10 protein-coding genes and 1 pseudogene are annotated in these 12,273 nt (G+C 61.7%); 6 read left to right on the top strand and 5 right to left on the bottom strand.

What is annotated here, in order from left to right:
• Both ACH2DW_RS14460 and ACH2DW_RS14455 read right to left on the bottom strand, forming a co-directional pair.
• A partial coding sequence (locus tag ACH2DW_RS14460) for an ABC transporter permease (protein WP_394930451.1) occupies positions 1 to 716 on the bottom strand: 716 nt, incomplete at its 3' end.
• 127 nt (positions 717 to 843) lie between these two features.
• On the bottom strand, positions 844 to 2,601 hold the full coding sequence (locus tag ACH2DW_RS14455; protein WP_394930450.1) for an ABC transporter substrate-binding protein: 1,758 nt from the start codon (positions 2,599 to 2,601) through the stop codon (positions 844 to 846).
• Between the two features lie 222 nt (positions 2,602 to 2,823).
• On the opposite strand from ACH2DW_RS14455, the gene ACH2DW_RS14450 reads away from it, so the two are divergent.
• From ACH2DW_RS14450 to ACH2DW_RS14430, 5 genes are all read left to right on the top strand, one after another.
• Complete coding sequence (locus ACH2DW_RS14450; RefSeq protein WP_394930449.1) at positions 2,824 to 3,072, top strand: DUF5522 domain-containing protein; 249 nt, start codon at positions 2,824 to 2,826, stop codon at positions 3,070 to 3,072.
• 455 nt (positions 3,073 to 3,527) lie between these two features.
• The gene (locus ACH2DW_RS14445) at positions 3,528 to 4,382 is read left to right on the top strand and encodes an FAD binding domain-containing protein (RefSeq protein ID WP_394930448.1); all 855 of its coding nucleotides are present in this window, start codon (positions 3,528 to 3,530) and stop codon (positions 4,380 to 4,382) included.
• A complete protein-coding gene (locus ACH2DW_RS14440; protein ID WP_394930447.1) occupies positions 4,379 to 4,879 on the top strand; it encodes a (2Fe-2S)-binding protein in 501 nt (166 codons plus the stop codon). Before ACH2DW_RS14445 ends, ACH2DW_RS14440 begins: the two co-directional genes overlap by 4 nt.
• Positions 4,876 to 7,203, top strand: coding sequence for a xanthine dehydrogenase subunit D (gene pucD, locus ACH2DW_RS14435; protein WP_394930446.1), 2,328 nt, complete (start codon positions 4,876 to 4,878; stop codon positions 7,201 to 7,203). The genes ACH2DW_RS14440 and pucD overlap by 4 nt, the downstream gene beginning before the upstream one ends.
• A gap of 41 nt (positions 7,204 to 7,244) precedes the next feature.
• Positions 7,245 to 7,742: a phosphoribosyltransferase gene (locus tag ACH2DW_RS14430; protein WP_394930445.1), complete on the top strand. Its 498-nt coding sequence runs from the start codon at positions 7,245 to 7,247 to the stop codon at positions 7,740 to 7,742.
• A gap of 15 nt (positions 7,743 to 7,757) precedes the next feature.
• Here the strand turns inward: ACH2DW_RS14430 and ACH2DW_RS14425 are convergent, their stop codons facing one another.
• Both ACH2DW_RS14425 and ACH2DW_RS14420 read right to left on the bottom strand, forming a co-directional pair.
• Entirely contained in the window at positions 7,758 to 8,831 is a 1,074-nt protein-coding gene (locus tag ACH2DW_RS14425; protein WP_394930444.1) for a site-2 protease family protein, read from the bottom strand.
• A 192-nt stretch (positions 8,832 to 9,023) separates the two neighbouring features.
• Positions 9,024 to 10,598 carry a phytoene desaturase family protein gene (locus tag ACH2DW_RS14420; protein WP_394930443.1) on the bottom strand — a complete coding sequence of 525 codons (1,575 nt, stop codon included), beginning with the start codon at positions 10,596 to 10,598 and terminating at the stop codon, positions 9,024 to 9,026.
• 46 nt (positions 10,599 to 10,644) lie between these two features.
• On the opposite strand from ACH2DW_RS14420, the gene ACH2DW_RS14415 reads away from it, so the two are divergent.
• Entirely contained in the window at positions 10,645 to 11,433 is a 789-nt protein-coding gene (locus ACH2DW_RS14415; protein ID WP_394930442.1) for a creatininase family protein, read from the top strand.
• 130 nt (positions 11,434 to 11,563) lie between these two features.
• Here the strand turns inward: ACH2DW_RS14415 and ACH2DW_RS14410 are convergent.
• A pseudogene (locus ACH2DW_RS14410) lies at positions 11,564 to 12,273 on the bottom strand (hypothetical protein); the annotation flags it as partial.

Genomic DNA, 12,273 nt, shown 5'->3' with positions numbered 1-12,273 from the left:
ACTTGCTCGACAATCAGGGACCCTCCAAGTAGTGCCCCAGTGGTGATGCCGACGATGGTGATGAAAGAAAAAAGTGATGGCCGCAAGGCGTGCTTGAACAACACATTGCGTTTGGAGACCCCTTTGGATCTCGCAGTGAGAATGTAGTCCTCTTGCAGCGTGGTAATGAGGTCAGTTCGCAACAAGCGTTGATATATCGCAGCTGCTGGAAGCGCCAGTGAGATCGCTGGAAGCATCATTTGCCAGACCCTGGACCAAAATGGATCGGAAGCGTTATAGATCAACGGAAAGATTGAGAACTTCAACGCAAACAGGTATTTCAGAATCACAGCGAGGCCGACGTTTGGCACCGCTATGAAAAGGAACGCCGTGATTGTCGAGATCTTGTCGACAGCTTTGTCCGCCTTTGACGCAGCTAGTAAGGCCCAAGGTACGGCGACCATTATCGCCATTGTCTGGGCCATGATTAAAAGCATCAAGGTGCGGGGCAGACGTTCCTTGATTAGATCGCTTACGGGAGGCTGCCCATCACTGCTGAACTGCACTCCGAAGTCGCCGGTGATGAATGCGCTAGCCCATTTGACGTACCGGACGGGCAGTGGGTCGTCGAGGTTGTACTCCGCCTCGGCTGCAGCGATGATCTCAAGGTCCTCCGGCGTCGTACTCGCCGCGGTGGGCCCGAGGATGTTGAAGAGCGGATCACCCAACAAGTTCATTGCACCAAACGTGAGCGCACTGACGGCTAGGAGCAGCCCGATGGCTGCCCCTAGCCGTTGAAGCCAATATTGTTTCAAATCGGTTTCTCAGTGGCTTTCTCGTGTAGCGAGCGTGGAACGATCTGGCTTAGCTCGCGATGTACACCGAGTCGAACCATGTCCGACCGTTGGTGGCGCAAAGGAGCGGTTCGCCGTCAGCGTTAGTGCGATCGCACACACCGCGCACTTCCTCGGCGAAAGCGTTGTCCCAGATGGTGTGAGTGAAGAAGATGTACGTGAAAGCGTCGTTAACCTTCTGCGCTAGCTCCTGGTACTGGCCGATGCGTACTGCCTCGTCGGTTTCAAGCTGTGCAGCGAGTAGAAGCGCGTCGCGCTCTTCGTCGCAGAGACGGGGCCAGTTGAGGGAGATGCCGCTGATCGAGCGGCACAACAACCAGACGTTGTCGCCTGACGGATCGGTAGCGCCAAACTGACGCCATGTGTTGACGTTGTACTGGGCGAACGCGGTCTGCAAGATGTGCTCATCCTGAGGCAACTCGTCAAAGCTGACGTTGAAGCCCGCATTATCCCAACCCTCGTCGAGTATCTCGGCGATACGGGTCTGAACGACGGATGGGCCGCTCCACTGCAGTTCGATGTTGATCTTGCCATCGGTGCACGTAGCAGTCGACTCGCCAAGAACGGTGTTGATGTCAGTGCCCTTCTCAGCGCAGTATTCGGCAACGAGTTCAAGAGCCCGTTCAGGATTGTCGCCCTGCTGCACAACGTCGGGGTTGTAGTACTTGCTTTCTTCCGTAAAGCCTTGGTTTGCATCGCTGGCAATGCCGAGCCCGATCAGGTCACGGTAGTTCTGCAACGGTGTTGCCTGAGCAAGCGCTTCGCGGGCACGGATGTCGTCGAATGGTGGAACAGATGTGTTGATCATGGCAAAGGATTCCTCGCCGTTCTCATCAATGAGGTTCTGGACCGAATCGTCGTCCTGGAGGTCGCCGACCGATGCCTGGTTGGTGGTCTGCAGGGCGTTGATCTCGCCATTAAACAGAAGTTCATTGCGAGTATCGGGATCAGTCACAGGCAGGAACTCGACGGCATCGAGGTAGACGTCGCCGCCCCACCAGTCATCGTTGCGAACAAACTTGGTAATCGAATCCTCTGAGCGGCTGTCGAACAAAAACGGTCCGGTGCCGACAGGGGCCTGATTGAGTGTTGGGTCCTCCAGCGTCGCAGCAAGCCAGGTCGGCGATGCCACCATCCCGAGTTGGCCGGCGAAAACACCGTCAAGATAGGCGTTTCCTTCACCTGCGATCAGGTTGAACTGAATCGTGAGGTCATCGAGTAGTTCGATCGCGCCTTCCGCAGGGAAGAACGGTCGGACGGCGAGACCGACAAGCGGGTCGTTACGCTGCGTCTCGAAGTTGACCTGGACAGCTTCTGCGTTAAGGGGCGTCCCGTCGTGGAAGGTGACGCCTTCGCGAAGCTTCACGGTCCAGACGTCGAAGGTTTCGTTCGGCGTGACTGATTCGGCGAGGTACGGGACGACCGTGCCATCGGGCGTGAAAGCAGTGATCGTGTCGAACACGGCGTTGGCCATCATCAGGCCGGGTGACGACAGCGATGAAGAGGCCGGGTTGATGCCGTTGACGTCAGCCTCAAGGCCATAGCGAAGCGTTCCGCCCTGGGTCGGGACGGCCTCGGCCTCGTCCTCGGCGGGAGCTTCGTCCTCGGCTGGAGCTTCGTCCTCGGCTGGAGCTTCGTCCTCGGCTGGAGCTTCGGTGTCGGCGGGAGCTTCGTCCTCGGCTGGAGCTTCCGTCGCAGCGGGAGTCGCGTCGCTGCTCGAACTATCGCTATCGCTACCGCATGCTGCAGCGACGAGTGAAAAACTCACCAACGCTGCAACACTTATCGTTTTCGCACTTCGTGACGATCGTGCCGTCATTGAATTCCCCCTCGGACTCGTGAATGAAAGTCATGACTGTCGTCACTCCCTTCCACTGTAGACGGTTGCAACGCAGGACACTCAATGCGGATTAGAGAAATTTAGAGACAACAAATATCTGCTGGTGAATCCGAAGTTGTCTCATCGATCCGAATCAGCGACACTGCCGTAGTGTGCAGTGATTCGACGGGTACGACGCCTCAGCGTCGAGAAAACTGGAGACGGCACCCAGACCCTCGGCGGCTCGCCCCAGCGCACCCGCATGCCACAGAGATACTCGCCCGCCATGACGCTGCCCTCGACTGCGGCGTGCCGACGTACGTTGATCCGATCAGCGGATTCAGCGTCTTCACGTCGGACTTTCTTGCATCACGCAATTTCTGTTGCTCATCTGGCTGCCGCCACTGTCCATACGCCTAATCGCTCGTAGCTCGGAGCTACTGAACGATCAAAAATTGAATTCACTGAGCCCAATTCAGTCACGGTGTTGATTTGAAAACCAAAGCCCCCGAGCCGTTGTGTACAACTTGGACTTGTTCAGCGACTTGCGGGAGTTACTAAATCGACCAGATACGAGCGAGAACCTTTACAAGTTGACTCAACGACGGCAGGTCGATCGGTCAACTTCACGGAGATGTGCAGCGGAAACCCTGGTCGATGTTGCACCATGAGATGTTGCGTCCGCCGATCAGAAGTAGGCGCAAGACGTCTGTACTGCGCAGATCATGCGTACCGTCGCAATTAGGCTGATCTCAAGGGTGTGAAGTCTGTCCGCATTTTTTACCGGCTTATTATCGACTGATCAGGCGGCGAAAAGTCTCCGTTGTCGAGCAAGGTCACGTCGTTGAGTGCTTAACGTTTTGTACAGTTGACGCATGCCGGTGATGCACCCCACCACGATCGACGAGGCAACGGCGCTGCTGGCGCACCATCCCGGTGCGATGGTGCTCGCAGGCGGTACCGACGCGATGGTCGAGATCAACGACGGGCACCGACGGCCGAACGCGTCGGTCGTCGCGGTGAACCGGATTGCGGCCCTGCGGTCCTGGCGACACGACCCGGCGGCAAAGACGCTGACCGTCGGCGCTGGCGTCACATACACCGAACTGATGCATGAACCGATTGCGTCGCTCGCACCGGCTTTGGCCGAGGCCTCGCGTACCGTCGGCTCCCCACAGATTCGCAACGCCGGAACGCTCGGGGGGAACCTTGGGACGTCCTCGCCGGCAGGCGACGGTCTGCCCGTCCTCGCCGCACTCGACGCCAAGCTCACGCTCGCGTCGGCGGCCGGTGGCAGAACAATGGCGGTGACCGACTTCATCGTCGGCGTCAAGCGCACCGCCATCGAGCCGGGCGAGCTGATCACCGAGATCACGCTTCCTGTTGTCGAGGGCTGGCAGGGCTATGCGAAGGTGGGGGTACGTAATGCCATGGTGATCGCGGTCGCGAGCGTCGCGCTGGTGGTCGACCGCACACACGAGCGCGTTGCCGTGGCCCTCGGATCCGTCGGGCCGACGATTCTGCGCTGTCCCGACGCTGAAGAATTGCTCGCATCATCGATTGACTGGGCAACACTCACGGCGCCCGCCGATGCACTCGAACGTTTCGCAGCCAGTGTGTCTGCGGCCAGCCGGCCGATCACCGATCACCGCTCAACTGCCGAATACCGCCGACACGCCGTTGGGGTCTTGGCCAAACGGCTCGCGCGGCGAGCAGGAGCATCGTTATGAATGAGATCTTCACGTTGCATGTCAACGGCGAGGACCGCGAGGTCCGCGATTCGTGGCTCGGCGAGAACCTTCTCGACGTCCTCCGCGACCGCCTCGGCCTCATGGGCGCGAAGGGCGCATGCGAACAGGGGGAGTGCGGTTCGTGCAGCGTGCTCGTCGACGACGAACTCGTCTGCTCGTGTCTCGTCATGGCTGCAAGCGCGACGGGGCAGGCCATCACGACTGTCGAAGGCGTCGCCCCCGTCGGTGCTCCAAGTGATGTGCAGCAGGCATTCGTCGACGCTGGTGCGGTGCAGTGCGGGTTTTGCACGCCGGGGTTGATCATGGCAGTCCATGATTTACTTGACCGCTCGCCCGAGCCAGGCGACACCGAGATTCGTGAGGAACTGGCAGGCAACGTGTGTCGCTGTACCGGTTATGGCCGAATTATCGATGCGGTTCAGCAAGTCGCGGTCGCCCGACGATCCGCCGGTGGCGAGCTGGGAGCATCGACATGAGCGTGATCGACCAGACCACCACGACGACGCCGCGACACGGGGCGCTGGGCACGTCTCCGACGCGTCCTGACGGCGTCGAGAAGGTGCAAGGCACATACGCCTTCTCCTCGGACATTTCCGCAGACGGCTGCCTGTTCGGTGTGACGCTGCGCTCGCCACACCCCTACGCCCGCATTCTGTCGATCGACCTCTCCGCTGCGTGGAAGATCGACGGCGTGCAAGCAATCGTCACCGCCGACGATGTCCCCGGCCAGTTGACCTATGGGCTGATCTCGCAAGATCAACCGGTGTTTGCCTCCGACGTGGTGCGCTATGTCGGTGAGCCAGTCGCGGCGCTTGCAGCCGATGACCCCGAGGTTGCTCGCCGCGGCATGGAAGCGATTGTGGTCGAGTACGAGGTGCTGACTCCGTTGCTTGACGCTGACGAAGCAATCAGTGGCATGCGCGACCCGATTCACCCAGACGGCAACGTGATCCGTCACCAGCGGATCGTCCACGGGGACGCGGCAGCGACTGGCGACGTCGTCATCGAGGGCACGTACGAGATCGGCATGCAAGATCAGGCGTTTCTCGGCCTTGAAGCCGCACTCGCGCTCCCGGATTCAGGTGGCAAGGGCATTGAACTGCATGTCGCCACCCAGTGGTTGCATGAAGACCGGCACCAGATCGCGGCCTGTCTGGGATTCGACGAAGAGAACGTGCGGCTGGTCCTCGGTGGGGTGGGAGGCGCCTTCGGCGCGCGCGAAGACATCAGCCTGCAGGTGCACTGCTGCCTCCTCGCGTTACGAGTCAGCCGACCGGTGCGCATGGCGTACAGCCGTGGTGAGAGCTTCCTTGGACACGTCCATCGTCACCCTGCGTCGATCTGGATGCGCCACCACGCCACCGCCGACGGCGAGATCGTCAAGATCGAATCGAAGATGGTCTTCGACGGGGGAGCGTACGCGTCGACCTCGTCAGCGGTGCTGATCAATGCGATCACGTTGGCGCAGGGTCCATACCGCTGTCCAAACGCAGTGGTCGATGGCTGGGCGGTGCGAACCAACCATCTCCCATGCGGCGCAATGCGCGGGTTCGGAGCTGTGCAAGCCTGCTTTGCGTACGAGTCGCAGATGGACAAGCTCGCAGCCGCGTGCGGCATTGATCCGTTCGATATCAGGCTGCGGAACGCGATGACGACTGGCGACACGTTGATCACCGGACAGCCGGTGTTGAACGTGGCCCCTGTCGAGGAGTGCCTCCGTGCAACCAGTGCCCTGCCACTCCCCGACGAGCCCGTCGGCGGGCTCCTGCTGCCCGATGGGTCCCAGGACGCGATGAAGTTGCCCGGCGGGGCTGGCCGAACCGCCGATGCGGCCGACGTGGTGCGCGGCATCGGCTGGGGTGTGTCGATCAAAAACCTGATGTATTCAGAGGCGTTCGACGACTACGCAACCGCTCGGTGTCGACTCGTCGACAGCCCCGACGGGGTCCACGTCCATCTCAAATTCGCCACGTCGGAGGTCGGCCAAGGGTTCGTCACGCTTGCGCCGCAGATCGCTCGGACGGTGCTGGGCATCGATGCGGTAGTGATCGATCCGATTGATACGCAGGTTGGTTCGGCCGGGTCGACATCGGCCTCGCGTCAAACCTGGATGAGTGGCGGTGCTGTCAACAAGGCGTGCGGAGTCGTGCGCGATCTCGTGTTTGAGCAGGTGGCCGCCGCCAACGGCTGGGACGCGACGGGTCTTTTCATCGACGGCACCGACATCGTTGACCCAACCAGTGGTTCACGCCTTGACGCCGCTGCGGCATGTTCCGGGTTGAACATCGACGAGACCGTTGAGTACCGGCATCCGCCGACCACTGAGATCGACGAGAACGGCCAGGGCAATCCCCACACCGCGTTCGCCTTCGTCGCCCACCGGGCAGTCGTTGATGTCGACCCCGATCTCGGCCTGGTCAAAGTGGTCCAGATCGCCACCGCCCAAGACGTGGGTCGAGCCCTCAACCCGCTCTCGGTCGTCGGTCAGATCGAAGGCGGCATCGCCCAGGGGCTGGGACTGGCGGTGATGGAGGAGATCATTCAAGTCGATGGCGTCATTCGCAACGGCAACTTCACGGACTACCTCCTGCCGACGTTCCTCGACATGCCGCCTGTCCTGGCCACGCTGATCGAGCAGCCTGACCCGCTTGCCCCGCTTGGCGCGAAGGGTGTCGGCGAACCGCCCTGTATCTCCTCCACGCCTGCGGTTGTGGCTGCCATCCGTGATGCGCTCGCTCAAGCAGGTGTGGACGCCGCGCTGGACCGGGTTCCCGTTCGGCCTGCCGACATCTGCCTCTGAAATGGCGGCATCCCGGTGTGGCCCGAGTAGGTTCCCCAGACATGTCTGAAGAGCGCGAGATTATGACCTGGGACATGCTGGGTGAGGCCACACGAACGCTGTCGCAGATGGTGGCCGACGATGGCTACGAGCCCGACATGATTCTCGGAATCGCCCGGGGCGGATTGCTCCCGGCAGGGGCCATTGGGTACGCCCTCTCGATCAAGAACGTCTACACAATGAACGTCGAGTTCTACACCGGCGTGGACGAGCGTCTTGAAGTCCCGCGCATCCTCCCGCCGGCTCCCGATTTTGTCGACCTGTCACACGGCAAGATTCTTGTCGTTGACGACGTCGCTGATACGGGCCATACCCTCAAGTCGGTCGAAGAATTCTGTGAGGGCAAAGTTGGCGAAGTCCGCACTGCCTGCATTTACGAGAAGTCGCACTCTGTCGTGAAATGCGATTACGTGTGGAAGCGGACCGATCAGTGGATCAATTTCCCCTGGAGCGACAAGGATCCCGTCGCCAAGCGCGACTGGGCCGTCAAAGACGCCTGATCCTCACCAGCAGCGTCAGTTGCTGAAAGCTCGCTGTTGAGCCAGTTGCAATCGTTCGGCAAGCCGCTTGGCGGGAACGATACCGAGGAGTTTGTCGCCGTTCCAGACGGTGACGAGTGGATTCGTCGGGTTCACGCGGGGGAGCACTGACGACAGATCATCGTCTGGCCCAGCCTTGGCCAGTGTGCTGAAGGGCGTCATCAGCTGGGTCAGCATCACCATCGCTCGCTGATCGGACGGGATGGCCCACAGCTGATCCTCGAGGACGAGCCCGTCCACATGGCCGTCGCCGTTCGCGTCGAGCGCGACCGCCCCGGCATGACCGAGTCGTTGCCGCTGATCGATCATCGAATCAGCATCCATGTCGCTACCAGCATGGGCAATGCCGAACCATGTGAGGTCGCGGACCTTCACGCCATCGAGTTGCTCACCGATGTATGAGGCCATGATCTCCGCGCGAGCGTTCATCGCAATGAACACGCCGGTGACGGCAATGAAGATGCCCTGCATTCCTTGGATCATCAGTGCTACGCCGATGATGCCGAGACTCCATCCGAGGACGCGACCAGCATTGCCAGCGTCGCGCATTGCCCGGTACTTGTTACCGGTGCGCGCCCACCGCACCGCTCGAACCACGCGGCCGCCGTCGAGCGGTGAGCCGGGGAGCATGTTGAACACGGCGAGCACGACGTTGATGAACCCGATCCAGATCAAGACGTTGGAACGGAACAGGAATGCCAATCCGACACTTATGACACCGATCAGCAAGCTGACTGCGGGCCCGGCGACAGCGATCAGGCCGTCGGCCTTCGGCGTGGGCGACTCACGGTCGAGCCGGGCAACGCCACCGAGCGCCCACAGATCAATCGACTCGGTGTTGACGCCGTAGCGACGCGCCACCAGTGCATGGCCGAACTCGTGCAGAAGGATGGAGATGAAGAAGGCGAGCGTGGCGATCAGGCCGGCGACGACGCCGAGCGCGGCCGCGAGGTTGGCCCCGAACAGTGCAGCGACAAGCGCCATGCTCCAGTGGGCGCGGACCGGAATTCCGAAGTACCGACCCAAGTTCAATGATCCGGGTGATCTCATGATGTGTTCAACCGTACGCCCGTTCCCCCTATTCCGCCCGCCACCCCTCCATCCGGTTCCAACGAGCCCACTCCACTCCATTCGGTCCAGTCCGGTCCAGTCCAGTCCAGTTCGGCCCAGTCCAGTCCGAAAAATGTGGCGTGATGTTCGCTCAGCGGCGCTCATCCCACACATTTCGGGAGTTTTGTGGCGTTAGGAACGGTGGGCGAGGATGACGGTGGCGCAGTTCCGGCCGCTGGCGCCCCACACACCGGCGCCGGGGAATGTCGCGGCGCCGGTGAGGTAGAGGCCGTCGACTGCGGTCTCATACTTTGTCAGCTCAGGATTCGGGTTGCGGAAAGCAGCGAGCGGGCCGCCAGCAAAGCTCGTTGCATGTCCGGCCGGAAGATGGAATGCCGACTCGTAGACCGCTGGCGTCATGGCACGCCATTCGACAATGGAGTCCAGGAACCCTGGCTCGCACAACTCAGCGAATGCCTCGAGCCAACGTCGAGGCTCAGCGCCGTGACGGTTCGGATCAGCCCACCCGGCGCCGTCAGGGCCGCGGAACCCGTACGGCGTGAACAGTGCTTCGAGGCTGAACACGTGACGACCCTCGGGTGCCATCGTCGGATCAAGCAGGGTTGGAACGTTGACGAGCATCCCGGGACGGTCGAGGATCTCGCCGCGCTGCATCAGGTGGTAGCCGCGATCAATGTCGCTGAGTGAGGGCGCGATAACCGTGGTCGGTCCGAGCGGCCGATGATGCCCTTTGAGCACCGGGGGAGCGGTGAGGATCGCATCGATCTTGGATTCGTAGCCCTCGTCATGGGGCACATTGCGCCATCGACGGATCAGATCGTCGGCCTTCGCCGGCGGGTTTGTGAGCCATTTCAAGAAGGTGTCGTGAGGATTGCAGGCCGAGACGACCACGGGAGCGTCGAAGCCGGTGCCGTCGGTCAGGCTGACGCCCCTCACCGCGTCGCCGTCGCAACTGATTGAAGCGACCGGGCTGTCGGTGCGGATTGAACCTCCCGCAGCGATGAAGGAAGCCAGCAGGGTTTCGGTGACCTGGCCGCTTCCGCCGACCGGTCGGCCAACAGTGCCCACGTGGCGCATTGCATGGGTCAATGCGCCCAAGCCTGACCCTTCGAACTCGGGCGAGATCCCCCAGACCATCGGGCCAGTCAGAGCCCCAGGCCCGGTGATGGCTGGCGTCGTGAAGAACGACCGCAGCACGTCCGCGGCACTCCGACGCGACCACCGGAGCAAGGTCGGTGTTCCCGCAAGACGTTTGCGCAGGGCGAGCTTCGTGAGCCCGGCGAGCGTGGGCGGCTCGGATGCCGCGTCGAAGATCATGCTGATCGCTGGACTCGCGGCCTTGACGTATCGGCGGTAGTTGTCGACCTCGTCGGGAAACGAAGCTGCGAGTGACTGAAGTGTCGTTTCGAGATCGTGATGATGGGACCAACTTGCACTGGCCTGGGTGCCGTCCCACGCCATGTTGTGCTGCGCCGGCTCGACGTCGATGTACTCGAGGCCGTGCGCAGCCAGGCCGAGTTCGGAGATCACTGGAGTGGTGCGAAACGTGAGATGGTCACAGTTGCAGATGTTGACCGTGGCACCCCCGAACGACTCGCTTGCCGCCGTACCGCCCACGTGCGACCGTGCCTCGAGCAGCAGCGTCTTCATGCCGCCCCGCGCCAGATACGCGGCAGTGACCAGTCCGTTGTGGCCGGCTCCGACCACGATGGCATCGAAGGTTTGTGACTCGGGTTGTTCGCTCACTCCGCCAGTCTCCCGCGCGGTTGGGTCAGCGGCGTAACGTGAGCGTGTGTCATCTGTTTCAACATCACGCCGCCTCGACGAACTTCGCGCCCCACAACTCGATGAGGCGCTCAGCGCATCGAGCATCATCGTGCAGCCGCTTGGCGCCATCGAGCAGCACGGACCGCACCTACCGTTCAACACTGATCTCCTGATTGCGGATCGAGTCGCGACAGGTGCTGTCGATGCGGTCGGGGAACAGCACGACGTCTGGTTGCTTCCTCCTTTGGCCTACACGAAGTCAAACGAGCACGCGTGGAGTTCCGGCACCATCTGGTTGTCGGCGTCCACGCTGCTTGCCGTACTTGACGACATCGGCCGCTGTATCGCCAAGACCCCGGCTCGAAAGCTCGTGTTCCTCAACGGGCACGGCGGCAATTCGGCCCTCGTTGCAGCCGCCAACCGCGAATTGCGGCTCGCTCACGGGCTGATGACGTTCCTGGCCCATCCGTCGATTCCACCCGATCAAGGCGGCCACTCCGCAGCTGGCGAACTCGGCATGGGGATTCACGGCGGAACTGACGAAACATCGCTGATGCTGCATCTCGCCCCCGAACTGGTCGACATGTCGGTCGCGACACGAAACGTCCCCGAGCAGCTCGCCGACAACCAGCACGTCAAGTTTGGCGGATCGGTTGCCTTCGGCTGGCTGTCAAACGACTTCGGCCCCGACGGACACATCGGTGACCCGCTTCCGGCCACCGCGGAACTCGGAAAGCAACTGTTTGACGGCGCAGTGAAATCGTTGGGCGAAGCGCTTGGCGAGATCGCCGCCTTCGAACTCCCGATGACCTGAGGTTCGGGCCGCGCGGCGCACCACCGTCGGGCTGTTGTCCAGAAAAAGCACAACGGTGCGCCCCTCAGGCCACGAGGACCAGAGGAGCGCACCGATATGATCAATCACATTGTCGGTATCTCGATGTGAGCTACGCAGCTCCGAGAGCGACGAGGATCAGGCCACCGACGGCGGTTGCGTCGGCCTGAAGGCCGAGCAGTTCGGCTACAGCGGTTGCTGCGTCGCCGTCTTCTGACGTCTGGAGTGCGCTGTTGAAACCTGCCATCACTGTCTGGAGCAACAGTGAATCAGCTTCGGCGGCGTCGGCAGGGAAGCTGGCCAGCAGCGTGTCGCCAGCAGCGCGCAGCGGTGTCGCTGACGGAGCCGTGTGAGGTGCGTCGAGGAAGCCCAGGGCCTCATCACCGAACAGTCCCAGCTGTGTGACGTACTCGGTGTAGGTCGCTGGGTCGGACTGCACGATGCCGACAAATTCCTCGCTGGGTGCGTCAGCCGGGGCTTCGGTGGTTGCCGGGGCTTCGGGCTCTTCGACGGCCTCGACGGGAAGTCCGATCGATGCGTCGATGTACTCGTTGGTCACCAGGTCGGCGGGCGTGAGCCCCTCGACGCCGAACACCGGGCCCGCGATCTCGATGAAGCCGGTCAGCCGGTTCTCATCGAAGTTGCCAAGCGTGGCGTCCGGGCCATTGCTGACCAGACCGAGTTCGAGCTGCAGTGCAACCGATGCTGCACCGAGTTCTGCGTCGTAGACCCAGAAGTCGTTGTACTCGTTGACGGCCTGAACGATGAGCTCGTTGGTGGCAGCCGGGTCGTTGATGTAATCAATGGTGGACTGCTGCACGA

This window comes from uncultured Ilumatobacter sp., assembly GCF_963980585.1.
Classification (GTDB): domain Bacteria; phylum Actinomycetota; class Acidimicrobiia; order Acidimicrobiales; family Ilumatobacteraceae; genus Ilumatobacter_A.
Note: the sequence above shows the minus strand (reverse complement) of the source record. Positions and strands in the feature narration are given on the sequence as shown.